This window comes from Parashewanella sp. 2304DJ23-3, assembly GCF_056591695.1.
In genome coordinates this window covers 108,138-133,101 of record NZ_JBWQOH010000001.1, presented here as the reverse complement: position 1 = coordinate 133,101, position 24,964 = coordinate 108,138, and the positions used below count along the sequence as shown (strand labels likewise).

General features: G+C 40.2%; 21 protein-coding genes. 11 read left to right on the top strand and 10 right to left on the bottom strand.

What is annotated here, in order from left to right:
* The first annotated feature begins 128 nt into the window (after positions 1-128).
* Together clpP and clpX are read left to right on the top strand one after the other, a co-directional pair.
* Complete coding sequence (gene clpP / locus AC1EU2_RS00610) at positions 129-740, top strand: ATP-dependent Clp endopeptidase proteolytic subunit ClpP (protein ID WP_480296057.1); 612 nt, start codon at positions 129-131, stop codon at positions 738-740.
* Between the two features lie 83 nt (positions 741-823).
* Entirely contained in the window at positions 824-2,104 is a 1,281-nt protein-coding gene (gene clpX / locus AC1EU2_RS00605) for an ATP-dependent protease ATP-binding subunit ClpX (RefSeq protein WP_480296056.1), read from the top strand.
* A gap of 98 nt (positions 2,105-2,202) precedes the next feature.
* Here the strand turns inward: clpX and AC1EU2_RS00600 are convergent, their stop codons facing one another.
* Entirely contained in the window at positions 2,203-3,948 is a 1,746-nt protein-coding gene (locus tag AC1EU2_RS00600; RefSeq protein ID WP_480296055.1) for a sensor histidine kinase, read from the bottom strand.
* Between the two features lie 18 nt (positions 3,949-3,966).
* Positions 3,967-4,668 (bottom strand): response regulator transcription factor, encoded by a 702-nt coding sequence (locus AC1EU2_RS00595; protein WP_480296054.1) that lies wholly within the window; start codon positions 4,666-4,668, stop codon positions 3,967-3,969.
* Between the two features lie 162 nt (positions 4,669-4,830).
* Between AC1EU2_RS00595 and AC1EU2_RS00590 the strand changes: the two genes are divergently transcribed.
* The 3 genes from AC1EU2_RS00590 (at position 4,831) to AC1EU2_RS00580 (ending at position 9,666) form a co-directional block, all read left to right on the top strand.
* On the top strand, positions 4,831-6,972 hold the full coding sequence (locus AC1EU2_RS00590) for a TonB-dependent receptor (protein ID WP_480296053.1): 2,142 nt from the start codon (positions 4,831-4,833) through the stop codon (positions 6,970-6,972).
* Positions 6,973-7,717: 745 nt separating this feature from the next.
* Positions 7,718-8,740: a hypothetical protein gene (locus AC1EU2_RS00585; RefSeq protein ID WP_480296052.1), complete on the top strand. Its 1,023-nt coding sequence runs from the start codon at positions 7,718-7,720 to the stop codon at positions 8,738-8,740.
* Complete coding sequence (locus tag AC1EU2_RS00580; protein WP_480296051.1) at positions 8,740-9,666, top strand: hypothetical protein; 927 nt, start codon at positions 8,740-8,742, stop codon at positions 9,664-9,666. The genes AC1EU2_RS00585 and AC1EU2_RS00580 overlap by 1 nt, the downstream gene beginning before the upstream one ends.
* 109 nt (positions 9,667-9,775) lie before the next feature.
* On the opposite strand, the gene trpA is transcribed toward AC1EU2_RS00580, so the two are convergent.
* The 7 genes from trpA to AC1EU2_RS00545 all read right to left on the bottom strand — a co-directional run bounded on the left by trpA (position 9,776) and on the right by AC1EU2_RS00545 (position 16,929).
* On the bottom strand, positions 9,776-10,591 hold the full coding sequence (gene trpA, locus AC1EU2_RS00575) for a tryptophan synthase subunit alpha (protein WP_480296050.1): 816 nt from the start codon (positions 10,589-10,591) through the stop codon (positions 9,776-9,778).
* Entirely contained in the window at positions 10,592-11,782 is a 1,191-nt protein-coding gene (gene trpB, locus AC1EU2_RS00570; RefSeq protein ID WP_480296049.1) for a tryptophan synthase subunit beta, read from the bottom strand.
* Positions 11,783-11,791: 9 nt separating this feature from the next.
* Complete coding sequence (trpCF, locus tag AC1EU2_RS00565; protein ID WP_480296048.1) at positions 11,792-13,183, bottom strand: bifunctional indole-3-glycerol-phosphate synthase TrpC/phosphoribosylanthranilate isomerase TrpF; 1,392 nt, start codon at positions 13,181-13,183, stop codon at positions 11,792-11,794.
* Complete coding sequence (trpD, locus tag AC1EU2_RS00560) at positions 13,184-14,224, bottom strand: anthranilate phosphoribosyltransferase (protein WP_480297050.1); 1,041 nt, start codon at positions 14,222-14,224, stop codon at positions 13,184-13,186.
* Positions 14,214-14,819: an aminodeoxychorismate/anthranilate synthase component II gene (locus tag AC1EU2_RS00555; protein WP_480296047.1), complete on the bottom strand. Its 606-nt coding sequence runs from the start codon at positions 14,817-14,819 to the stop codon at positions 14,214-14,216. The genes trpD and AC1EU2_RS00555 overlap by 11 nt, the downstream gene beginning before the upstream one ends.
* A complete protein-coding gene (locus tag AC1EU2_RS00550) occupies positions 14,816-16,360 on the bottom strand; it encodes an anthranilate synthase component 1 (protein ID WP_480296046.1) in 1,545 nt (514 codons plus the stop codon). The genes AC1EU2_RS00555 and AC1EU2_RS00550 overlap by 4 nt, the downstream gene beginning before the upstream one ends.
* Before the next feature lie 290 nt (positions 16,361-16,650).
* Positions 16,651-16,929 carry a hypothetical protein gene (locus tag AC1EU2_RS00545; protein ID WP_480296045.1) on the bottom strand — a complete coding sequence of 93 codons (279 nt, stop codon included), beginning with the start codon at positions 16,927-16,929 and terminating at the stop codon, positions 16,651-16,653.
* Positions 16,930-17,128: 199 nt separating this feature from the next.
* Between AC1EU2_RS00545 and rnm the strand changes: the two genes are divergently transcribed.
* From rnm to rluB, 5 genes are read left to right on the top strand one after another with little or no spacing between them, the layout of a single operon-like run.
* A complete protein-coding gene (gene rnm / locus AC1EU2_RS00540) occupies positions 17,129-18,007 on the top strand; it encodes an RNase RNM (protein WP_480296044.1) in 879 nt (292 codons plus the stop codon).
* Positions 18,004-18,624, top strand: coding sequence for an L-threonylcarbamoyladenylate synthase (locus AC1EU2_RS00535; RefSeq protein ID WP_480296043.1), 621 nt, complete (start codon positions 18,004-18,006; stop codon positions 18,622-18,624). Before rnm ends, AC1EU2_RS00535 begins: the two co-directional genes overlap by 4 nt.
* Before the next feature lie 51 nt (positions 18,625-18,675).
* Positions 18,676-19,464 carry a segregation and condensation protein A gene (locus AC1EU2_RS00530; RefSeq protein ID WP_480296042.1) on the top strand — a complete coding sequence of 263 codons (789 nt, stop codon included), beginning with the start codon at positions 18,676-18,678 and terminating at the stop codon, positions 19,462-19,464.
* 14 nt (positions 19,465-19,478) lie between these two features.
* Positions 19,479-20,072, top strand: coding sequence for an SMC-Scp complex subunit ScpB (gene scpB / locus AC1EU2_RS00525; RefSeq protein ID WP_480296041.1), 594 nt, complete (start codon positions 19,479-19,481; stop codon positions 20,070-20,072).
* Complete coding sequence (gene rluB, locus AC1EU2_RS00520) at positions 20,065-20,940, top strand: 23S rRNA pseudouridine(2605) synthase RluB (protein ID WP_480296040.1); 876 nt, start codon at positions 20,065-20,067, stop codon at positions 20,938-20,940. The genes scpB and rluB overlap by 8 nt, the downstream gene beginning before the upstream one ends.
* A 74-nt stretch (positions 20,941-21,014) precedes the next feature.
* Here the strand turns inward: rluB and AC1EU2_RS00515 are convergent, their stop codons facing one another.
* Entirely contained in the window at positions 21,015-21,752 is a 738-nt protein-coding gene (locus tag AC1EU2_RS00515; RefSeq protein WP_480296039.1) for a YciK family oxidoreductase, read from the bottom strand.
* A gap of 261 nt (positions 21,753-22,013) precedes the next feature.
* On the opposite strand from AC1EU2_RS00515, the gene AC1EU2_RS00510 reads away from it, so the two are divergent.
* Entirely contained in the window at positions 22,014-24,896 is a 2,883-nt protein-coding gene (locus tag AC1EU2_RS00510) for a VolA/Pla-1 family phospholipase (RefSeq protein ID WP_480296038.1), read from the top strand.
* The last annotated feature ends 68 nt before the right edge of the window (positions 24,897-24,964 follow it).

The window sequence follows — 24,964 nt, the reverse complement described above, 5'->3', positions numbered from 1 at the left end:
CGTACGAGCCATTTTTTATAAACCTAAAATAAACTGTTGGACTCAAGACATAACAAGTGTTTATCTTTGATAGATAAATACAAATTAACCATGTCATCAATTGTTTTTCTAGGATAAAGGAACTAATAATGCACAAAGCACCAGAGTCTGTTTTAAATTCTCTCGTCCCAATGGTAGTTGAGCAAACTGCTAAAGGTGAGCGTTCTTACGATATTTACTCGCGCTTGTTGAAAGAACGTGTGATTTTCTTAGTTGGTCAAGTAGAAGAACACATGGCTAACTTAATCGTGGCTCAACTTTTATTCTTAGAGTCAGAAAGCCCAGACAAAGATATTCACCTATACATTAACTCTCCTGGTGGTTCAGTAACTGCGGGTATGGCTATTTATGATACGATGAAGTTCATCAAGCCAAACGTGAGCACTGTATGTATGGGACAAGCAGCAAGCATGGGAGCATTCTTACTTGCAGCTGGTGAAAAAGGGAAAAGACATTGCTTACCAAGCTCTCGTGTGATGATTCATCAACCTTTGGGTGGCTTCCAAGGTCAAGCATCGGACATTGCAATCCATGCACAAGAGATCTTAGGCATTAAAGAAAAATTAAATAAAGTTTTGGCAGACCATACAGGTCAACCGCTAGAAGTTATTGAAAAAGATACAGATCGTGACAATTTTATGAGTGCTGATCAAGCATTAGACTACGGTATTATTGACTCTGTATTGACACATCGTAGCTGATTTTTAACGTATTCTACGTTATGATTTATTTATATGATCTGAATTTGATATGCCGTTTGATTACGGCATAAAGAGGTAAAATAATGGGCGACAAGAAAAGTGACGGCGATAACGGCAAGCTGCTTTATTGTTCTTTTTGTGGCAAAAGCCAACACGAAGTTCGCAAGCTAATTGCTGGCCCATCTGTATACGTTTGTGATGAGTGTGTAGAGCTTTGTAACGACATTATTCGTGAAGAGATCAAGGAGATCTCACCAAAACAGGACACGGATAAGTTACCTACTCCTCACGAACTAAGACAACATTTAGATGATTATGTTATCGGCCAAGATAAAGCCAAAAAGGTTTTAGCGGTTGCGGTATATAACCATTACAAACGTCTTAAAAATGCAAACCCACAAGATGATGTTGAACTTGGTAAAAGTAACATCCTGTTGATTGGTCCTACTGGTAGCGGTAAAACGTTACTTGCAGAAACACTAGCTCGCTCATTGAATGTGCCATTCACTATGGCTGACGCAACGACATTAACCGAAGCCGGCTATGTTGGTGAAGACGTTGAAAACATCATTCAAAAGCTGCTTCAGAAGTGTGATTACGACGTTGAGAAAGCACAACGTGGTATTGTCTACATTGATGAAATCGACAAGATCAGTCGTAAAGCAGATAACCCATCAATCACTCGTGATGTATCGGGTGAAGGTGTTCAGCAGGCACTTCTTAAGCTGATTGAAGGTACTGTGGCAGCGGTTCCACCACAGGGTGGTCGTAAGCATCCACAGCAAGAGTTCTTGCAAGTAGACACGTCTAAGATCTTGTTCATCTGTGGTGGTGCGTTTGCGGGTCTTGAAAAAGTGATTGATCAACGTATCGACACGGGTACTGGTATCGGTTTCGGTGCAACAGTGACCAGTGAGAAAGATAAGAAATCAGTTTCTGAGACTTTCCAACACGTTGAGCCAGAAGATCTCGTTAAATTTGGTCTTATCCCTGAATTTATCGGTCGTCTGCCAGTGGTAGCAACCCTTACTGAACTTGATGAAGATGCACTTGTGCAAATTCTTTCAGAGCCAAAGAATGCGATCACTAAGCAATATGCTGCGTTATTCGACATGGAAGAAGTTGAACTTGAATTCCGTGAAGATGCATTAAAAGCCATTGCTCAAAAAGCGATGAACCGTAAAACGGGTGCACGTGGTCTACGTTCAATTGTTGAAAGTATTCTACTTGATACCATGTATGACGTTCCTTCGACAGAAGACATTAGCAAAGTGGTTGTTGACGAGTCAGTGGTTAAGGGTGAGTCAGCACCAATCCTGATTTACGATACGCAAGATACTCAAGCCGCAAGCGGCGAGCAGTAATTTGCTTGTTAGCATTTAGCGCCTTTTTAAAAGTCGCTAAATGCTAAATTCCTTTCCTATTTTACTGACCTATCTCAGTGAGTGTTTGCAGAACCATTCTACTTCTTACTTTTAAACCATATATTCATCGCTAATCCTGGTGACGTACGCTGCACATCAATCGTGCCTTGTTGAGCTTCTACAAGTTCTTTAACCAGTGCCAGCCCAATGCCTGTACCTTGTGTGGTGCGAGTTAATTCACTGCCACCACGATAGAATAAATCAAATATCTTCTCTTCCTGCTCTGGCGTAATACCAAGACCGTAATCTCTGATTTGCAATTGAACCAATCCGTTTAGTTTCTCGGCAGGTTTGAAGATAAAGTCCAACGTTTTTCGACTCGGATCAGTTATCTTTTGCGTGTCATAGAATTTGATTGAGTTATCAGTGATGTTAATGACAACTTGAGAAAATGCGTCAATATCAGCGAGTAAAAATACATTTTCATGCTCGTCGAACGCCGACAAAATGTTGAGTTTAAAGTCGTTCTTCACTACTAACGAGGACACCTTCGACTGAATGATATCAATCAGCACGCTAAGTTTAGTGAATTCTGGAGATACATTATGGTGTGGTTGATTAAACTTGGACAGCTGTAAAATATTGTCGATTAAGCGACTTAATCGTTCACTCTCACTGTAAATAAAGTCGTAGTAATCTTTTCGATGCGCTTGTGATAAAACTTGTCCAGTTTTGAGCATCTCAGAGTACATCCGAATCGAGGTTAACGGCGTTTTCAGTTCATGACTGACGGACGACACAAAGTTCAACCTTTGCTCTGCGAGAATTAACTGCTTTAAGCCGATGCGATAAAAACCAAAACAACTCAATGCGGCAATGATCACCAAAGCAATCATGGCTATGATACTGAAGATGGCATCACTCGGTAATGCTAACGGATAAGTCGAGTAACTTACTTTATAGCCTTTTAAAGGCCAGCTGAGCCAGTGTTCGCCTATGCTTGACTCTGAAAGTTCTACCAAACTTTCAGGTTGTTCAATTTGAGTTTGTCTTAGATGGTTCCGATGATAGGTATATAGCTTATCTTGAATTTCATGTTTGGTTGCTGATACTGTCAACCCAATAGAGCGTTTAAGTTGTAAATTGCCTAATGTCGGCAAAAAAACATCGTTAATGTAACCACTGCGTTCGACAATATAACCCTGAAGTTTTTCGTCATTATTGATTTCAACGACTCGATAAAAGATTAGGTATTCGGGTAAATCAGAAATCACCTCAAATTTCGTTCTTTCTTTAAAGCCATTGATACCGACGAGCTGTTTTAGCTTATTTGATTGGTAAGCAATCTGTCTAAGCTTAATCGTGAGCGTTCTAGCTTCATGGTTTGATGTTTTCAGTCTGGTTAGTGCTTTTTTATCTCGTTCGCTATCAATAATATATGGCCAAGCAGGGCTGTTAAATATCCCATTCCTATCAATTTGAAAATAACCAATCAAGCCTTCAAAGTGTTTGTACTTTTTTCTATTTGCCAGTGGTGAAACCGCTTTGGTTAATTGCTCTGTTGCAGGGTTATATAAATGCTGAAAGTATTCAAATTCAGCAGGGGGGATCATATTTGTAAGTGCAATTCGTTTAAAACTTCTCTTATTTAAATGTGCGGTAACATCATCGACTTGTTGCTGATACTCGTGCAGTTGCTCTTGCTTGATTTTATTGAGAACGACATAAAACGAAAATAAGATGGAGGTCAGCAACAATGCAAAGAACATCGCAGTAAACCAGCGTAGACGTTTAAGTCTTTCTGAATAACTGAGCAGTGATTTATCGGAAAAAAATGTCTTCATGATAGAGCTCGCCCCCAATTAACTACAGAGTAATTGATAGCCTTCACCCCTTAAGGTGACGAGCAGTTCAGGCATTTTCGGGTCGAGTTCGATTTTCTTACGTATCTTGGCGATATGAATATCAACGGTGCGAGTGTCTAGGCAGTCTGTTGATTTATAGCCCCAAACTTCTCTTAACAGTTCTTCACGTGAGACGGACTTTTGCTGCTGGTGAAGAAAGCTCAAAATGGTGGCTTCACGGCGAGTGTAACGGATCTCTTTTTGGTAAGAAATGCCGGTCAACTTTTTTAGGCAAACATTTACTTTGTCGTTAATGGTGATGGTGCTGTCAGTACTCGAAAAACCGGTTCGACGAAGCAATGCGCCGACTCTTAGCACTAATTCTGATGTTGAAAAAGGTTTTGCTAAATAATCATCTGCACCCAAGCTTAAGCCGTTAATGATATCTTCTTCAGCATTTTTAGCAGTGAGCATGATAACAGCTTGAGTTGCCGACTGTTGACGAATGGCATTGCAGATATCAAAGCCGTTCATCGAGGGCAGCATAACGTCTAAAATAATGCAGTGAAAATTGCCTGTTAATGCTTGCTCAAGTCCCTTTTTACCGTCAGTTTCACTACTGACGTTATAGCCGTGAAATACAAATAGATCGGTAAGTCCACGTAGAATGGTTGGCTCATCTTCAACGATAAGCAATTGCGGTTTTATGCTCATATCCATTGATTCTTCTTATCTTTTTATTGCGTGAGTATATCAAGCAAGTTGATCAGTGAATTGCAAACTTTTGTAAAAATTGTAATGAGGTATTTTTACTTTCTGTGTCTACTTACTGCGAATCACTCCCAATAACATAACTCCAGATTTCATTTCAGGGATTTAATAATGAAAAATGGTTATGAAAGTTCGACTCAGCGTTTCAATTTGAAAAAGACATTGTTATCTCGCTTTGTAGCAGGGGTGATTGTTACCAGCTCACTGCTATCAGCACACAGCGCAGCGTTAGCGGTTGATCAAATTGCTGATAATGTTGAGCGCTTCGACAGCATTTACTTTATGGCGTTTGAGCCACAAACACTTTATGACGTTTTAGACAATATCCCAGGTGCAAAGAGCTTAGTACTTGCTTTAAACCGTAACTCCAACAATAGAGGTTTTGGCTCGGGTGGCGATCAAATTTTAATTAACGGCCAACGGGTTGCAGGTAAAGAAAATGGTACCCGTGAAGAGCTTGATAATATTCAAGCTACTGATGTTGATTATATTGAGTTGATTAGAGGCTCAACGGCTGGGTTAGATATTCAAAGTAATGGCTTAGTGATTAATGTAGTGCTTAAAGACGAAGTTGAAGCCTCTTTGTTATGGTCTGTCGGTGCGGTAAAAACAACTGACACTTCCATCAAACCGCAAGGCTCAATTTTGTTTAGCTCAGGTATTGGTAAAGCCAAATACCGAGTTGGATTTAATAATAATATCTATTTAACCAAACTAACCATTGAAGAAGCCTATATCTCACCTCAAGGTGACATTACTGACAACTTTTTACGTGTACGTGATAACCGTTATGAAGAGAATCAATTTACCGGCAAATTTGAGTATCCATTTTCCGATAAAACAGCACTAAACCTGAACGGCATTTATGAGCGTATTTCTGTTAATGCCGACTATGTTACAGAGCATCAGGATTGGCTTGTTGATGACTTTGGAATCAATAAGGTAGTTATCGATTGGGGGCTTTACCAATGGGAGTTAGGCGGTGATATCACCCATGAGTTATCAGAGCAAAGCCAGTTAAAGCTGCTTTTTATTAGCAATAGGGAAGATGCTAATGACCAATTATGGCGAGTGTCAGGCTTAGAAGTCGAAGAGGAAATTTTAGATTACCGACTACCGAGGCGCTACATTGGTACCGAGAACGTGCTTCGAGGAAATTGGGATTATCAACTCACGCCTAAGTATTCGATAGATACAGGTGCTGAAATTGCCATTAATACTCGTGATGAGAACTTACAATTTATTAGCGAGGGTGGGGCGTATCACTCTACAGAACTTAACGATATTAAAGAAACTCGCTACGAAGTTTTCTCGCATCACAACTATGCATTGGCAAGTGATTTAAACCTACAAGCATCATTAGTGTATGAGCGTTCAACCATGGACGTAAATACAGATTTCACATTAATTGATGATGGTACAAGTCAAATTAAAGATAGCTCATCCCGTACCTTTGATTATTGGAAACCTAGGTTAAACCTACAGTACGATTTAACTGATTCACAGCAGTTACGGTTTAACTATGAGCGAACTGTAAGCCAGCTTGCTCTCAATGACTTTGTTCCAGAGTTTAACCGTGATGAAGTTCGTCTAGAGGAAACCAATCCGAATCTTAAACCGCAAGTTCAAGATGAGTTTTCAGTAAGTTATGAAGTTCAATGGGCGGATAAAACCGCAAGTTTGAAAACCACGCCATATTACTACGATATTTCTGACTTAATTACTGAAATCCCGCTGGTTTTAAGAGCTGGTGAGGGCAATGTCGATAAGGCAAAAGAATACGGTGTGATGTTTGATGCTTACTCAGAACTGAAAGAGTTTGGTTTTGAAAATACGCTGATCAGCGCCAATTGGACTTTAAGAGACAGTGAAATTGTTGATCCATTTACAGGTGAAAATACTTCAATGCTTTGGCAAAGTTCAAGCAGTTGGGATGTCACCATTAATCAGAATGAGATTTTACCGAATACCTCGCTCAATTTTAGTTTAAATAAGCGTACTCCGAGGCGTTTCTCAAGGTTTGATTATTTGAGACGATCTGAAAATGACCTATATGGCTCAGGCTTTGTTGATTATCAGATAAATAAAAATTTCAAACTCAGATTTCATACTCAATTTATCTTTAAGCGCAAATATAAGGAGTTTAGACAACGCTATGAAGGGTTGTTTACTGAGTCTGATTTTTTGAGATATGAGCAGAGGAAGGTACATCGGAAGCCTAGGTATACTTTGACGTTGTCTGGTCAGTTTTAGGTTTCTTGCTGAATTTCATTCATTCTTTAGGAGAAAACTTAAACTTCTTTGAAGTTTTAAAGTCGTGGGCTTTCCGCCCACACCCGAGGAAGAGGGGAGTTCTCCAGCAAACTCCCCTCTTCCATCTCCCCATGCCGCCCCGCAAAGCTAAACGTTATTCCTCTTATGATAAAAAATATCTAACGCTTCTGATGGTGCATCCATGCACCCCAGAATCTAGCGCAGCGTCCATGCTGCGCTTACGCTATTTTTCATCAACGATGAATAACAACTTTGCCATGGGGAACCATCGTAGCCCGCAAGGTTTTCGAAGATATACAAATTGCAAAAGACCTAAGCTTTAATTTACTCCAAGGTCGCTTAAAGGCTGACAATACCCGTCGAAGGTGCTGAAGATATTGTTGAATGTGAAATGACGTGGGCGAGACATGGAGGTCGAGCCAAGCTCTGGGGTACAGGATGTACCATCAGAGCTGTTAGGCATTTATTCAACAATATCTGAAACGCTCAGCTTCGTTGAGGCGGCATGGGATGATGCAAGAAGGGATTTGCTGGAGAATCCCTTTTTGCTCCGGTGTGGGCGGAAAGCCCACGACTTTATGTGGTGTTCAACTCAATTTGTGCTGTATGAAAAATTCTACTGCAGCATTACTAACAAAAGCGGTTCTATGCATTAGTGAGATACCATATCTCTGATTAATCAAGTATTATTAACTCATCTGTTCTGAGATTTTAAAGGCAAGTTATGAGTGTGATTATTTTTGATAAAACTAAAGATGGCGTAATCGATAGCATAGTTGCAACAGGAAAGACAACATATAGATATGCAATCGATAGTCTTTACCCATTAATAGACCGTTTTTCAGCTCAACGAAAAACTCAGGATAAAAAGTTTTATGCTCGTTTAGAAAGAGATATCCTTGATAAATGTCTCATGCCACCTTTGACCATTGCATTTGTAGAGCCAAATTTCGATAAAAATAACGAAGAAGATATTGCTGAATATATCAAAGACAATATTGATTCAGGTTATGTTCTAGATGGTATCCAGCGTTTGAGTACCCTAAATCGTGCTAAAGATGATGAGAGGTTTGATGATTCTCAGTCTTTATATTTGAACGTTATTATATCGCCTAGTGAAGACAAATTGTTATATCGAATGATAACCTTGAATAATGGTCAAAAACCTATGACACCGAGGCACCAAATTGAAATCTTGACTCAGGAACTATTTGATTTTAATGATATTAATATAGACGTTCAAACAGAGAAAGAACGAGGGGAAGCCATTGTTAAAGGCTCATTTGATTTAGGTGATTTATCAAAAGCGTATTTAGCTTTCCTAACAGGAAGCGTAAATAATGACAACAATAAGATTATCGGCGAAAAAATGGATCAGATCATTGTTGGACGAATTATGGATAAGCAGCCCACAGATGAAGATATAGATTTTAAGCAAGTTATTAAGCAAATTGAGAAGCTCTCAGATGATGATTCTGTAAAGAAGTGGTTAAAAGTTGGAAACAACTTGATTGGATTTTCTGTAGGGCTGAAAAACTCATACGGTAAGATTGTTGATACATCTCCGCAGAAATTTTCTGAATCAGTTAGTTTGTTTGAGTCTGCCTTCAAGGCAATTAACCAATCAAAAGTAAACCTAGGGAAATATAGACGGGAACTCTCAAAAAACTTTATTGAAAACTATGCGGAGCATTCTGAGTTTGATGAAATGGAGTTAGTTGAACACTTTATGGAGTTGACTTCTTAATGTCGATGTATAAAGCATTTAACTATAAAGAAAATTTGCCCGCACATATTTTGAAGCAATTACCAGGAAAATTGAAAATATTAGATGATAAAGATCCTGAAATTTTGCTCATAATAAGATTATTATCTGGGAATATAGAGTTAACACATAATTATTCGAATAAAAAAATAAAAAGCAGAGTCAATTATTTCTCAAGTAATCTTTTGCCCTTTAGCAACTGGAAAACCCAATTTCCTCAGTACATATTAGAAGACGTAAAAGCTGATGATTTAGCTTCTTTCATCGATAAAACTAAATATGTAAATAGGAACTTTTATTCAGTGATACTCTCTGAAATTTCTCAATTCATTTTACACACGAATAGGAAATCTCATACATCAGCTTTTATTTACATTTACAGAATGTTAGAAAAAATCTCTTATGCATTCCCATTGATTTATACTTCTAAAACTCAAGATTTTCAGCGCTCTTTTAATAAGCTCAAAGAGTTAATGATAGGAGACAGCGAAAAGAAAGAGCTGGGGTTTTTTAAAACTTTTATTGATATGCTCTACAAGGGGGATAGTATCTCGGATACTTCTGTAGATATTAAATTTAATGCATCAGAAAATGATGTAAATAAGCAAATGTTTAAAGAGATAAAAAGGGTAACACCAAATGAAGCTGTTCATGAAGATACGGATGAACCTGGAAAATTATCTATAAAATTCTGTGAAATGGGCAGTTTTATTATTAGTATCCGAAACAGGTTCTTTCATAACCTGAATGGTGGGGCTAAGAATATTGAAAGCAGTAAAATTGTAGACTCTGATGAATTATTTTCGTTTATTAATTCAGCGGCAATGTACTGGTTAGCAATGGTATTCTTAGAGGTCGTGTCATTCAGTTTATCTGAGTATTTAAAGCAAAAGAAAGCTGTTGTCTGATATTTCAGGCTTAATGAAAATTTTAACGATTAGTTATAATTATTTATTCAGAGTTCTAACTTTAGATTATTAAAAGTCATCAAGCACAAAACCTGATGACTCAACAAAATCACTTTTGTGTTGCTGCTTTCATCTGGGATACAAACTCAGCTAAGTCCTTCAACATCGCCTCATTATCACCAAGATTTTTCTCAATCAACTTAACCGTAGCAGAACCCGAAATCACACCTGCAACTCCAGAAGCAACAGCGGTACGAACTTGCTCAGGTTGAGAAATACCAAACCCTAACACAGCTGGGGGCGCATTATGCTCTTTTAAAGAGGTAAGAATATGATCAAGCGGTGTTCCTGCTTTATTATCAGCGCCTGTTACTCCTGCACGAGATAACAAATAAGTATAACCCTCGCCATACTCACTCACTTTGGCGAGCGTGTTTTCATCTCCATTAGGTGGAGCAATAAAAATAGGGGCAATACCATGTTGCTTGGCACTGGATCTAAAAGGCGCTGATTCTTCAATTGGTACATCGGCGATGAGTACCGAGTCAACTCCCGCACTCTTGGCTTTTTGATAAAAAGCATCAATGCCATTGGCGTAGACCAAGTTAGCGTAAAGCAACAGCCCGATAGGCATCGTAGGGTGTTCAGTTCTGATTTCAGAAATCAACTGAAAACAAGCATCAGGCGTAACACCTGAGTGCAAAGCACGAATGTTAGCCCCTTGAATAACTGGGCCGTCAGCAAGTGGGTCAGAAAATGGAAATCCTAACTCTAATGCATCAGCGCCACTCTCAATTAAGGTGTTAATTATCGCCTTTGATTGCACAATATCAGGGTCGCCCACAGTAACAAACGGGACGAAAGCGGCTTGATTTTTCTCTGATAATCGAGTGAAAGCGTTGTGGTATCGTGTCGAAATCGTCATTTATTTTGCCTCACCATTTAACATCTCAGAAACTGAGAAAATATCTTTATCGCCACGACCTGAAAGGTTCACAACCAGAATTTTTTCTTCTGTCGCTTCTTTTGCCATTTTATAGGCGTAGGCTAGGGCATGAGAGGATTCTAATGCTGGAATAATACCTTCGCTGCGGGCCAGCATCTGGAATGCTTCTAACGCTTCATCATCGGTAATGGATACATATGTACCGCGGCCAGAAGTATGCAAGTGCGCATGTTGAGGGCCAACAGACGGGAAGTCTAGGCCCGCTGAAATAGAGTAAGATTCTTCTATTTGGCCGTGGCTGTCTTGCATTAATGGTGACTTCATACCGAAGAAAATACCTGTTTTACCTTCAGTTAATGGCGCACCATGTTGATGTGTGTCGATACCTTTACCTGCTGGCTCGACACCAACTAATTGGACGTCGGTTTCATCAATAAAGTCGGTAAACATACCAATCGCATTTGAACCGCCGCCAATACAGGCAATAACTGCGTCAGGTAAGCGGCCTTCACGTGCTTTTAATTGTTGTTTAGTTTCTTCACCAATCATTTTTTGGAATTCACGCACAACCGTTGGGTATGGATGCGGACCAGCAGCTGTACCTAACAAGTAGTGCGCTGTATCGTAGTTGCCGGTAAAGTCGCGCATAGCTTCATTACAAGCATCTTTTAAGGTTGCAGCGCCAGAGGTGACAGGGATGACTTCAGCGCCCATGAGTTTCATTCTAAATACATTGGGTGATTGGCGCTCTACGTCTTTCGCACCCATGTAAACTCGACACTTCATGCCGAGCAAAGCGCAGGCAAGTGCTGTCGCAACACCATGTTGCCCCGCACCAGTTTCAGCAATGATCTCATTTTTACCCATACGTTTAGCAAGCAATGCTTGCCCTAACACTTGGTTAGTTTTATGGGCGCCGCCATGTAATAAGTCTTCACGCTTTAGATAAATTTTTACCAAAAGATTTGGGCTGAAGTTCTTCGTGAGTGTCAGTGCTGTTGGACGACCAGCATAGTTTTGCAACAGGTCGATAAACTCTTTCTGAAATTCAGGATCATTTTGAGCATCAATAAAAGCTTGTTCTAATTGCTGCAAAGCAGGCATCAGTGTTTGTGGTACAAACGCACCACCAAATTCACCGAAGTAAGGATCTAATTTAAACTGTGACATGGTATTGCCTTAGTAATTTCTTAATGCTTTAAATACTTGTTGGATTTTGATTTTGTCTTTGACACCTGGGCTGATCTCTATGCCGGAGTTAAAATCCAATCCGTAAAAATTCTGTTTCATCGCTTGTTCTGCATTTTCTGGTGATAAGCCGCCTGCAAGCCATGATGCTTCTCTATTGTCCAGTTGGCGTTGCCAATCGAAGCTTTCGCCTGTGCCACCAAAGTTTGCACCAGATTTTGAATCAAATAATACTTGGTCAGCATTTGATGGCATTTCTGCAATTTCACTATTGTCATTATTTACGGCTATAGCTTTCCAAACTAAGGCGTCTGAGCCTAGACTTTTTAGCGCTTGCTTTAGTTGTTCAATATATTCTTCAGTTTCGCTACCGTGTAGCTGAACGGCAAACAAACCAAGCTCTTTTGCGAAGGTTGAAACCTGTTCGATACTTTGATCGACAAACACACCCACAAAACGTAAGCCTAAATGAGATTGCTTGTGATGTTCGGTAATACTTTTTGCTTGCTGAGCGCCAATGCACCTTGGTGATTTAGGTGCGAAGATCAAGCCTGCATAGCTAGCACCAGCGTTAGCAACCGCTGAGCTGTCTTCAATGCGAGTGATACCACACACTTTGGTATTACCAAAAATCAAGGTACGACAGGCTAGGTCGATGTCTGCTTCTGCCATTAATGAACTGCCCACTAAGAAGCCATTAACGATTGGGGCTAAGCGTTTTACCTGCTGATTGGTGTAGATACCAGACTCGCTGATGACGACTCGATCTCTTGGGATACGAGGCGCTAATTTTTCAGAGGTTGCTAAATCAGTGGTCAAATCCCGTAAGTTACGGTTGTTAATGCCGATGATTTGCGCATTGAGTTTAATGGCTCTGTCGAGTTCTTCTTCGTTCGAAACTTCTGTCAGAATATCCAATTGATATTCCGCCGCCTTTTCAGCAAGCGTTTGGTATTCTGAGTCAGTAAGCACAGACAGCATTAATAATATTGCATCGGCACCTTGGTGTGCTGCTAATTTTATTTGGTATTCGTCAACAAAGAAGTCTTTACATAAAACGGGTTGATCGACCAAGCTTCTTACACGAGCGAGGTATTCAAAGCTGCCTTGAAAGAATTGTTCATCAGTTAATACTGACACGGCAGAAGCGTATTTTCTATAAACACTGGTGATGGCACCTAAATCAAAGTCTTCACGGATCAAGCCTTTTGATGGACTGGCTTTTTTACATTCAAGAATAAAACTCGCATTAGGCTGTTTAAGTGTTTGATACAGACTTCTTGTCGAAACTCTAGGGGTTAAGCTAGCTTCTGGAAAACGCTCTTTTAACTGAGTAATATGTTCGTCTTTGGTTGCAACAATGCGCTTTAAGATATCTTGCATTTACTTCACCTCTCCAATTGCTGCAAGTTGTTTCAATTTATCTAATCCTTTACCTGAGTTAATAATGTCTTTTGCTACCGAAGTCGCAGCTTTTAGTGAATCAGCTAAACCGCTTAAGTAAATGGCAGCGCCAGCATTAACAGCAACAGCATCGATATGAGCGGGTTTACCTTGCCCTGACAAAATGTTGCGGGTCGCTTCAGCATTGTCGGCTGGGCTTCCACCCACTAAATCATCTGCGGAATGCATGCTGATCCCTAAGTCAGCAGGGGACATACTATAGTGACGGAGTTCACCTTCTTTCAGCTCTGTGATTTGAGTGTCACCATGCACCGCAATTTCATCCATACCACTGCCATGTACAACAAGAGCGCGCTTAACCCCCATTTCTTTCAAAACAGATGCAATGGGTTGTACTAATTCTGATGAATAGACACCGAGTAACATAAACGATGGTCTCGCAGGGTTAACTAGTGGCCCTAAAATATTAAAAATAGTGCGAGTTTTCAGTGCTTGCCTTACTGGCACTGCATGTTTAAAACCACCATGGTAGTGCGGAGCGAATAAGAAGCAGATACCATTCTCCGCAAGACTTTGACTGGCTAAGGCTGGTGCCATGGTTAAGTCTACGCCCAAGTGAGATAACAGATCAGATGCTCCTGATTTACTCGATACGCTGCGGCTACCATGTTTGGCAACTTTACAGCCCGCTGCAGCGGCAACAAACGTAGAAGTGGTTGAAATATTGATAGTGTTGAAGCCGTCACCGCCAGTACCAACTAAATCAACAATGCCACTGTTACCAAAATCAGTACTTCGATATGGAAATGGTTTAGCGACTGCTAGGGATGCATCGGCTGCACCACAGATTTCAGCTACCGTTTCGCCTTTGACTTTAAGTGCGGTCAGCATTCCTGCGAGAGAAACATCTTCAATTTGACCAGAAATGATGGCTGAAAAAATTTGGCTCATCTCGTCTCTGGTCAGTGAAATGCCTTGATAGATTTTTTCAAAGAGTTGTTGTAATTGCTCAGGCATTATTTTGAACCTCAAGGTCAGAGTTATCCGTTAGATAATGAATCGATTCGATCAACAGTTCACTACCGAGCGTGGTCAATATGGATTCTGGATGAAATTGAAAGCCCACTGACTTATGCGTTTTATGAACAACGGCCATTGGCAGTGAGTCAGTAAATGCTACAACTTCTAGCTCTTCTGGTACTTCGGTTGCGACTAAACTGTGATAACGACCAACAGGCAAAGGTGAAGGTAGTTGCCCAAAAATATGATGCTTTGTATGTGTAATAGGGCTCGCTTTACCATGTACAACAGTGGGGGCACGATCAACCGTACCACCGTAATGCTCAACCAAAGCTTGATGGCCCAAGCAAATTCCCAAAATAGGTACTTGGCCAGCGACCAATGAAATTAACTCCATCATGCAACCTGCTTGATGTGGTGCACCAGGACCAGGGGATAACACTAAAGCTGCATTCTTTTCAGACAACAGTTTGTCAGCTAAAAACGTTGCATTAATATTGTTGCGGTAAATGACTACTTCAAAACCTAAGCTGCGAAATTGGTCGACTAAGTTATAAGTAAAGGAGTCGAAGTTATCTAAAAAGTACAGTTTCATTGTCCGCCTCCTAGTTTGATTGCAGAAATAACGGCTTGAGATTTTTGGCGAGTTTCATCTGCTTCAGCTTGTGGGTCAGAATCAAATACCACACCGGCGCCAGCTTGAATGTGAGCAATCCCATTTTTTACGTAAGCAGAGCGAATCACAATACAAGTATCCATATCACCATGTGAGTTAATGTAACCAACGGCACCACCGTAGCTGCCTCTGCGTTCACCTTCTGCTTCACGCAGTAACTGAGCTGCGCGAACTTTAGGAGCACCTGTTAAAGTGCCCATATTCATACATGCTTGATAAGCGTGAAGTGCATCGAGTGGTTCACGTAATTGGCCAGTTACTCGACTGACAAGGTGCATCACATGAGAATAACGATCCACTTTTAATAATTCAGCCACTTTGCGAGTACCACTTTGGCTGATGCGTGCAACATCGTTACGGGCTAAGTCGACGAGCATTAAATGCTCTGAAAGCTCTTTTTCATCTAGACGCAGTTCAAGCTCAATACGACCATCTAAGTCTTGGTCAATTTCACCATTGGCTTTTTTGCCACGTTTACGAGTACCTGCAATTGGGTAAATTTCAACTTGATTAGTTGTTGCATCATACTTCAATGCACTTTCTGGCGAAGCACCGAATAAAGTGAAGTCAGGGCCATTGAAGTAAAACATGTAAGGGCTAGGGTTGGTTTCTTTTAGTTTACGGTAAGCGCCAATCGTGTTTGGGCAAGGTAAACTGAAACAGCGAGATGGAACGACTTGAAAGATATCGCCAGCGATAATGTGCTCTTTAAGCTCCACAACTTTTGCTTTGTAATCCTCATCAGAAATATTAACCGATACTTCAGCATCTACCGGATTTGAAGGTTGCTTTTTAAATTCTGTGAGTTCTGCTAATTCAATAATATCAATCGATTGTTTAGCTAGGAGGGATTGTGTCTCAGTCTCTGAATCAAATTGATATGATGTGAGTGTTGCTTTGTTTAAGGTATGGTCGATATTGATTAAGGTTTCGGCAACATAGAATAAGTAGTCTGGGCAATCATTTTTACCTTCTTTCACTTCTGGTAATGGCTCTACGGTTTCGATTAAGTCGAAAGCCATAACACCTCCTAAGAAGATCGGTTGATTGTTTTCAGTATCTTTTAAGGTCGACACAAGAGCTCTTAATCCATCCAGTGTTGAAGTCGTCATGAGCTTTTCATCTTCATCAAGAAGTTCTGAAGGCTTTGAAAGAGTTACTGTTAATGTGTTTTCACTGGTATCAATTTGCTCGTTGATAAAATACAGCTCGATGGTATTAAACAATGCCTTACCATTGTTTGTCAGGGCTGTGAAAGTAAGTTGGTTACCTGCACATTGAATTTGTAATGCACTGTGGGTGATTAAAATGCTCTGTAAATGATCTTTACTTTCAACCTCGGCAGACTCAAGCAGCATAGTATGTTGGCTGTTTTGAGTTAGCTTTCGATAAAGACTGAGCGGATCATCGAAATAACGAATACTCGTTTTCGAAGTTGATACTGCTGATATTTGTCCCATTACCTTTCTTCCTACGCCTTTTGATTTTGATATCAAATAGACTTGCTAACTAATGAATTTCTTTCAGGCAACAAAAAAGCCCGCATGATGCGGGCTTTTTTGTTGAATCTGTCTCAATTATTTTGAGTACACAGCTTCACACCACCCGCGAAAGAGGGAAGTGCCACCACCAGTTGATGTTTTGGAATGTGCTGCGTGATGTCATTTTTCTGTAATTTATACTCGAATAAATAGTGCCTATAGGAGACATGAGTTTAAGAGTAATGTCAAGCGATGGTTGATAACTTAAGTTAAAAAACATCATGAATCATTTTTACTAACTGGCTAAATGTAAAGTTCAGGCAATTTTCTGGCTTAATGGGCGCATGTTCTTCCTTAATGCAATTCATCAAAGTACCTATGCTTTGACGTAATTCATTATCGGTTTCAGGGGAGCTCTTAACATCGTATAGTTTTTGACTGGCGAAGTTAACTTGCTGCTCTGCTTCTTTGGTTATCTCTTCAGTGGTACAGGGACCGAATCCTATATTTGAAGCCTTGTGTATACCTCCACTAACTTGTTCTGCCATTGCTATTTTCCAGCTACCGACTTTGAAAGTCTGTTTGATAATTGATAATGAGGTTAGCACTGAAAGTTATGAGAGTTCATTGATTAAGGGTTAAAGGATTTTTAATGATAATTAATCAATTGTATTCATCTTCTAACACATTTTTTATTCACTCCATTCAAGTTGCCCTTTTTAACTTTAATTCAGTTACAATACTGACATGAATGAAGAATCCATTTTAATCGATCTCCATTGCCATACAACTGCTTCGGATGGACAACTTACCCCTTCTGAAATTATTGATAGAGCATTAACCAGAAAGGTTGATGTGTTGGCGATCACGGATCACGATACTGTTCAGGGCTTGTTTGAGGCTCATGAATACAATAATAAAAAAGACACACCTTTAACTCTGATTAATGGTGTGGAAATCTCTTGCCGATGGGAAAGTCACGACATCCACGTTGTTGGGTTAAATGTGGATATTGAAAACCAACAACTTGACGAGTATCTAAAGACACAAAGAGTACTTCGTGAAGAACGCGCTGCAGAAATCGGACGAAGGCTCGAAAAAGCAGGTGTAGTAGGGGCTTATGAAGGTGCTAAGTCTTTTGCTAATGGCGCCGCTCTGAGCCGAGGTCATTATGCGAGCTGGTTAGTCAAAAATGACTATGCTAAGTGTAGAAATAGTGTTTTCAAGAAATACATGACCCGCGGCAAAACGGGCTATGTACCGAATAATTGGAAAAGTATTCCAGAAGCTGTTGCTATTATCCATCAAGCTGGTGGCCAAGCTGTATTAGCGCATCCGAGCGGTTATAAGTTTTCAGCCAAGTGGTTGAAAAAGTTGGTTCGAGAGTTTAAAGAAGCCAATGGTGACGCTATAGAAGTCGTGCTGGGGCAACAATCCATTAATGATCGCAGTAACTTGATTGCTTTAAGTCATCAAAATGAGCTCTACGCTTCATTGGGAAGCGACTTTCATTTTCCCGGCGGCTGGCTCGAATTAGGTAAGAATTTATTTAGACCTAAAGGTGTCAACTGGATTTGGGAATCACAGAATTGGAAAAAAGAAATTAAGGCAGAACCCCTACAATGAGCCAGTTTTTTTATGTTCACGAGGAAAATCCTCAGGCGAGACTAATTAGCCAAGCGGTCAACATCTTGAAGCAGGGGGGCGTTATCGTCTACCCCACTGATTCTGGTTATGCGCTGGGTTGTTTGATTGGCGATAAGAATGCCATGACTCAAATTACTCGGATTCGAAGAATTGAACACGATCATCATTTTTCATTGATGTGTCGTGATTTATCAGAGTTAGCGACTTACGCTCGAGTTGATAACCAAGCTTACCGCCTGCTCAAGTCCTGTACTCCTGGGCCTTATACTTTTATTTTTAAAGCGACGAAAGAAGTACCGAAGAGATTGCAATCGAGTAAAAAGAAGACCATCGGTATTCGTGTGCCTCAAAACATCATTGCTTTGGCGTTGTTGGAAGAGCTGGAAGCACCATTAATGTCGACTAGTTTGGTGATGCCTAATGCTGAATACGCAGAATCAGATCCAGAAGAGGTTCGTGATTTATTAGAGCATCAAGTTGACTTGATCATTCATGGTGGTTATTTGGGTGAGAATCCGACCACAGTGGTTGATATGTCTGAAGGTAGCTTTGATGTACTCCGTGAAGGTGCTGGTGATACGTCTATCTTTGAGTAATGAACTTGTTTATAATTGTCGACTGGAATTTCTAAGAGGAGAAGGGCTCGAATGCAAGTTGCTCAGCAAAGTTTACCGCTAGCAGTTGTTCGGGGTCAGGCTTACAGTGATATTCCTGCGGATTTATACATTCCGCCAGAAGCATTAGAAGTATTTCTCGAAGCATTTGAAGGACCTCTCGATCTTCTTTTATATTTGATCCGCAAACAGAAATTAGATGTTGTGGATCTATCTATTCATCAAATAACCTCTCAATATCTAGAATATATTGAAATGCTGACAGATGCTCGAATAGAGCTTGCAGCTGATTATTTGGTGATGGCGGCAACGTTGGCCGAAATCAAATCTCGGCTGTTGCTCCCTAAACCTGAATTGGAAGGTGATAGCGAAGAAGATCCAAGGGCATTGTTGATTCGTCAATTAAAGGCGTATGAAACGATTAAAGATGCTTCTGCTGACATTGATAATTTACCTCGTTTAGAGCGTGATTTCCATGTTGGACAAGTGACTATAGCAGGAGAGGCTCAAACTGAAATTGTGCCACCTGATGTTTCACTGGCTGAACTAGCCCAAGCGTTTACAGCTGTTTTACAACGTGTTGAAGCCTATGAACATCATCATGTTCAAAAAGAGGTGCTATCAACACGAGAACGCATGGTGCAAATTTTAGAAAAATTAAATGCAGATTCTTACACCCCTTTTCAGGAGTTATTTGCTGTTGAAGAAGGAAAGGCGGGTGTTGTTGTGAGTTTTCTTGCTCTAATGGAGCTAGTGAAAGAAATGCTTGTTGAATTAGTGCAAGCGGAGCCACTTTCGATCATTTACGTTAAAGCTAATTGAGTTAAGGCTATTTGATGAAAATAAATGCTCTGCAATTGAAACAACTTATCGAAGCAAGCTTATTTATTGCAGGTAAACCTCAATCCATATCACAATTGAAAGAATCTGTTCTGGCAGATTATGATGTATCACGACAGGCGTTAAAGAAAGCCATTGAAGAACTGGAAGCTGACTATCAAGACCGTGGTATTCAATTGGTGAACGTCGCAGGTGGTTATCGGTTTCAGACCGCTGAATTTTTAAGTCCTTTATTGCAGACTCTATGGCAAGAAAAGGCACCGAAATATTCTCGAGCAACGCTTGAAACATTATCGGTTATTGCTTATCAGCAACCTGTGACTCGAGGGGATATCGAGTTAGTTAGAGGTGTGGCTGTGAGTAGTCACATTATAAAAACACTTACAGATAGAGACTGGATTAAAGTTATCGGTCATAAAGAAGTTCCTGGAAGACCTGCGCTTTATGTGACAACAAAGGCGTTTTTAAGTTATTTCGGACTCAATAGTTTGACAGAGTTACCTCCACTATCTGATCCTGAAGCATTACAGGCCTTGTTTGGTAATACACAGACAACGCTAGAAACTATAAAAGAGTCTACTAATGAGTGAAAAATTGCAGAAAGTCTTGGCCCGTGCAGGTCATGGCTCCCGTCGTGAGATGGAGGCATGGATTGCTGCAGGTCGAGTTAGTATAGACGGAGAAATCGCAACCATCGGTGATCGAGTTGAGGCTCAAGCTCAAGTTCGTCTTGATGGTCGCATCGTCTCGTTAAAGTCAGCAGAAGACGTTGTTTGTCGTGTGTTGGCTTATCACAAACCTGAAGGTGAAATTTGTAGCCGCAAAGATCCTGAAGGACGCCCAACGGTATTTGACCGTTTACCAAAAGTTCGTGACGGACGTTGGGTCGCAGTAGGGCGCTTAGATATCAATACCTCTGGTTTATTGTTGTTTACTTCAGACGGCGATCTAGCGAACCGATTGATGCATCCATCAAACGAGGTTGAGCGTGAATACGCTGTTAGAACTTTTGGTGAAGTTACAGACGGTAATATTCAAAAGCTTCGTACAGGTGTAATGCTGGAAGATGGCCTTGCTAATTTTGACAAAATTAAAGCAGCAGGTGGCGAAGGCATTAATACTTGGTGGCATGTAACGCTTAAAGAAGGCCGTAACCGTGAAGTCAGACGATTATGGGAGTCTCAAGAGGTTCAAGTCAGCCGTCTTATTCGTGTTCGTTACGGTATGGTTGAATTACCTAAAACACTGCCAAGAGGCGGTTGGGTTGAATTGCCATTAGAGCAGGTCAATTATTTACGTCAACTTGCAGACTTAGAGCTTGAGAATCGTACTTTCTTAGGTACTGATAAGCACAGTCAATCACGTAATAAAGTGAAGAGTGCAAAAATTAGAAGAGCAGTTAGAAAAAATAAAGTTGTTTCTAAATCAAAATCTAAGAATACTCGCAAGAGAGATTAATTTTACATTAACTTAAGATTAATTATTATCAATAAAAGGAGCTTAATTGCTCCTTTTATTTTTTCTGTAACGGCTTATTGCGCGTTTAATTTTTGACCATTTACGTTAACTGAAACATCAGCCATTACATAAAGATAAGTCGGCATTAAATCTTCAGGTGTTTTTAACGTTAATGGATCTTCACCAGGGTATGCCTTAGCACGCATTTCTGTACGAGTAGCACCAGGGTTAATTGAATTAACTCTAACTTGAGTACCATCGCATTCGTCAGCCAGTACTTCCATCATACCTTCAGTTGCGAATTTAGATATCGCATAAGGGCCCCAATAAGCTCTTCCGGTACGACCTACACCACTTGACGTAAACGCAATCGACGCTGATTTAGCTTTACGAATAACAGGTAATAATGCTTTGGTCATCATAACCTGTGAGGTGACATTCACCTTCATGATATCTTGTAAAGAATCGATATCAATGTGTTCGAAAGGACCAAGCACACCAAGGACACTGGCGTTATGGAGTAAACCATCAAGCTGACCAAATTGCTGTTCGATAGTTTCAGCCATATCTTTATAGTTTTGTTCTGTCGCACCCTTCATATCCAGAGGGATGATGGCTGGTTTTGGGTAACCCGCTTGTTCGATAGCATCATAAGTTGCTTCAAGCTTTTTTACTGTTTTACCAAGTAAAATTACCGTAGCTCCATACTCTGCGTATTTTAAAGCGGCGATTTTACCGATACCTGCTCCTGCTCCAGTAACTAGAATCGTTTTGCCTGCTAAGCAATTTTTTTCCGCTTTAAACTCTAACATGAGCTTTTACCTCCAAATTTTATAAATGCCCGTCTATTGTACGCTTTAGCAAAACGGATGCGAGCGTTTTAAACGGTTGACTTAATAATTGACTAACCTAGATTAATTATGAATCACAAATTTATGGCTTAGATCACATTTATAGGTTAAGTTGTGAACCATAAAAGGACATTTAAATGTTCTATTCAGTCACAATATTTACGTATTGTGACTTGTTTTTGGGGAAAACAAAATCGTTCCAACAAGATTTGAGGAAAAAAGATGAAAAGACTCTTATTGAGCGTGGTAATTGCCTCGACATTAGGTCTGACCGCTTGCGGCGGTAAAAGTTCAAATGATCATAAAGACGATGCAGTGCCAACAGTCCCACAAGCACATTTAGCATTTCAGCCTGATCCAAGTGCGACAGACACGGCAATTCCATTACCAAGTGATATCTTATTTAGCGGCACACAAGATGGTAGTTTAAGTATTCCTGATAAAACTCCGGAAAACATAACGAATCCTAATTTTTCTATTGGTGCGCTTGATGGTTGGTCAACAACAGAGTCGATTACGATCCCTGTTAACTTTCCTAAGTATGATAGTCAGCAGAACCCCGTAACAGATTTAGGTATTATGCCTCAATCTGTCACTCAAGATGGAACGGTAAGGTTATTTGCGGTTCAGAAGCGAGGTCCACTCGCCTTTGACAAAAACTGTGCGACTGCAAACCCAAATGACTCACTGTTAGTTTGCCGAGTAGAACAAGAACTAAAATATGGGGTAGATTTTACTACGCAAGTCGTTGGTAATCAGATTGTTATTGTTCCTTTAAAGCCTCTTAAGCAGAATCAGTCTTATTTATACGCTGTCACCAATAAAGTATTAGATACTTATGACAGACCAATTGCCGGTTCAGCAACATTTAACGTCCTAAAATCAGATGCAAGTTTACCTTCACCTGATCAACAAGCTTTGCAAGCGGCTGTTCATAGTTATGACGAAAGCCTTGGTAACAATGGTGTAGACCCTCAAACGGTCATTTATTCGAGCATGTTTACCACGCAGTCAATCTCTAATGTGATGGATTTAGCAAAGGCAAAAATGGCTGCTGATTATAAGCAAGGATTTTCGAGTGGTCAGAGAGTTGCCGCTGATTTTGGACTATATGCCCCTCAATTAGTGCAATTAAACACTGAAGGTTCACCTAAATTTGTTGAGCCAGTACTAAATGAAGATGGTTCACATAAAAGTGCTGCAGATGTCATAAACCTTGGGCCAGATTCTGATGACCCGATCAAGAATATCACAAAAGAAATACTAAGTGATGCCCTGTTGTATCACGCTAAAATAAGATTACCAATCTATAGCACATGTTCTTCAATGAAGTGTTTGAAGGCAGATGGTAAAACATTTGATATAGATGGTAGCTGGAAAGCCGCTGGAGATAGCCCTCTTGCTGTTCTTAATGCATTAAATGCCAAAGCACCAGCAAAGGTACTTTCTCAAGAAAAGTTTGCTAAGCAATATAATGCTCAAAAGGCAGACGGGGATAGTTCAACGGCCGCAGACGCAATTAAAAACCCGAATTTACTCATTGGTAAGCGATTCTTTTTTGATGATGACCATACCCAGCCTGTAGATCCTTATAGATTGTTGACTCGTTATAACCCATTACCTGCAATACAAACTCAGGTTAATGCAGAGGGTAAAACGGTCCCAGTTTATGAAACTGTAGACGTTCAAATTACAATACCAAAAGAGACAAATAATCCAATTGCACCTAACCTTTTAGTACCGGAAATACCTGATACTCCTATACCTGATACTGGTTTTCAAGTATCAATAGGTATGCATGGTATTGGTACGGTCAGACAAACAAACTTAAGTTATGCTGGTATTTTTGCTGCTAATTTCCCAACAGAATTGCAACCATTACTTAAGGGAATCGGTTTAAAAGTACAAGATAAAACTCCGGTCGCAACAATTTCAATTGATATGCCATTGCACGGAGAGCGTTCTTTTAGAATTGCTAATTCTGGACCTTATGATGTTTCAGCTACCGAAAAAGATGAGTCACTCAGAGGCTTAGGGTTAAACCCTGATGATTTTGTAAATGGTACTGTTCTGAACTTTGTTAGAATTCCAAGTCCATTAGCAATTCGTTCAAATTTTAGCCAGGCAACTATGGATCAATTAGCCTTAAGATTGTTAATTCCTGAAATTTCTAAAAACTTGATTACTACAAACTCTGAATGGTCTGCCAAAGCTCGAAATGGTTTACTAAAAAATGGTGTGTTTAACACAGATCAAATTACAGCGGCGGGTTTGAGTTTAGGAGCAATGATCTCTACTAGCTTTACAGCTGCAGCAAACAGTGGCTTTGTTGATGCTGAAGGGCAACCAGTATCGCCTAATCCATACCAAATTAAAGGGGTATCTCTGATGTCTCCTGCTGGTGGTCTTGCAGGAGCATTCGCTGGTTCAGCGAGCTTTGGTCCAAAATTATTTGCAGCGATAAATAATGATCCAAGTTTCCAAAAGCAAGCTACTGATGCAGCTAAGGCGCAAGGAATAGATCCAAAAGAGAACCCTCAAGGATACGCTCAAGTTGTTAAACAAGTTTACCAACAGTTTATTCCTCCGTTTGGGTTTGCAGTTCAAACAGCAATTGATGCGATTGATCCTGTTAATTTTGCACGTATTATCAAAGGTCTAAATGCTTCTGAAGATACGAGTAAGCATGTTCCAGTTCATTTAGTTGAAATCGTAGGAAATATAGACCAAGGTGGCTCAAATCCATCTGATCAAACTTTACCTAATCGATTTAATGGATTGCCGATTGGAGGAGGAGAAGTGTTACCACTTCAAGGGTACCCTATTGCAGGCACAGAACCTATGATTGATGCATTAGGAATTCCATGTGCAGCTCCTGTTCCTGGCGCTCCAGTGCAAGGCTCTGGTGCAGTAAGATTCTTGCAAGGGCAACATTCATCATTCATCAATCCGTCTCCTGCAGAAGGTTTAGATCAGCAAACTGCACTGTTTGTAACAGAAGATATGCAAGCAATGGCTTCTGTTTTTGCCTCGTCAGCGGGTAAAGGTCAACCTGAAATTGAAACAGCAAAAGATGGTTTAATTCGAACTTGCCCAACTGAATAAGCAATTTAAAGCTTAAAGATAAAAATGGCGTATTTACGCCATTTTTTCTTTGTATTGCCTTTTCAGCA

Bases quoted from the DNA above. Each gene is read 5' to 3' on its own strand.
- AC1EU2_RS00600 (WP_480296055.1), bottom strand. From the start codon at position 3,948: ATGAAGACATTTTTTTCCGATAAATCACTGCTCAGTTATTCAGAAAGA.
- AC1EU2_RS00585 (WP_480296052.1), top strand. From the start codon at position 7,718: ATGAGTGTGATTATTTTTGATAAAACTAAAGATGGCGTAATCGATAGC.
- rluB (WP_480296040.1), top strand. From the start codon at position 20,065: ATGAGTGAAAAATTGCAGAAAGTCTTGGCCCGTGCAGGTCATGGCTCC.
- AC1EU2_RS00510 (WP_480296038.1), top strand. From the start codon at position 22,014: ATGAAAAGACTCTTATTGAGCGTGGTAATTGCCTCGACATTAGGTCTG.
- AC1EU2_RS00595 (WP_480296054.1), bottom strand. From the start codon at position 4,668: ATGGATATGAGCATAAAACCGCAATTGCTTATCGTTGAAGATGAGCCA.
- AC1EU2_RS00555 (WP_480296047.1), bottom strand. From the start codon at position 14,819: ATGAAACTGTACTTTTTAGATAACTTCGACTCCTTTACTTATAACTTA.
- AC1EU2_RS00580 (WP_480296051.1), top strand. From the start codon at position 8,740: ATGTCGATGTATAAAGCATTTAACTATAAAGAAAATTTGCCCGCACAT.
- AC1EU2_RS00530 (WP_480296042.1), top strand. From the start codon at position 18,676: ATGCAAGTTGCTCAGCAAAGTTTACCGCTAGCAGTTGTTCGGGGTCAG.
- clpX (WP_480296056.1), top strand. From the start codon at position 824: ATGGGCGACAAGAAAAGTGACGGCGATAACGGCAAGCTGCTTTATTGT.
- trpA (WP_480296050.1), bottom strand. From the start codon at position 10,591: ATGACGATTTCGACACGATACCACAACGCTTTCACTCGATTATCAGAG.
- rnm (WP_480296044.1), top strand. From the start codon at position 17,129: ATGAATGAAGAATCCATTTTAATCGATCTCCATTGCCATACAACTGCT.
- AC1EU2_RS00535 (WP_480296043.1), top strand. From the start codon at position 18,004: ATGAGCCAGTTTTTTTATGTTCACGAGGAAAATCCTCAGGCGAGACTA.
- trpB (WP_480296049.1), bottom strand. From the start codon at position 11,782: ATGTCACAGTTTAAATTAGATCCTTACTTCGGTGAATTTGGTGGTGCG.
- AC1EU2_RS00515 (WP_480296039.1), bottom strand. From the start codon at position 21,752: ATGTTAGAGTTTAAAGCGGAAAAAAATTGCTTAGCAGGCAAAACGATT.
- trpCF (WP_480296048.1), bottom strand. From the start codon at position 13,183: ATGCAAGATATCTTAAAGCGCATTGTTGCAACCAAAGACGAACATATT.
- AC1EU2_RS00550 (WP_480296046.1), bottom strand. From the start codon at position 16,360: ATGGGACAAATATCAGCAGTATCAACTTCGAAAACGAGTATTCGTTAT.
- clpP (WP_480296057.1), top strand. From the start codon at position 129: ATGCACAAAGCACCAGAGTCTGTTTTAAATTCTCTCGTCCCAATGGTA.
- scpB (WP_480296041.1), top strand. From the start codon at position 19,479: ATGAAAATAAATGCTCTGCAATTGAAACAACTTATCGAAGCAAGCTTA.
- AC1EU2_RS00545 (WP_480296045.1), bottom strand. From the start codon at position 16,929: ATGGCAGAACAAGTTAGTGGAGGTATACACAAGGCTTCAAATATAGGA.
- AC1EU2_RS00590 (WP_480296053.1), top strand. From the start codon at position 4,831: ATGAAAAATGGTTATGAAAGTTCGACTCAGCGTTTCAATTTGAAAAAG.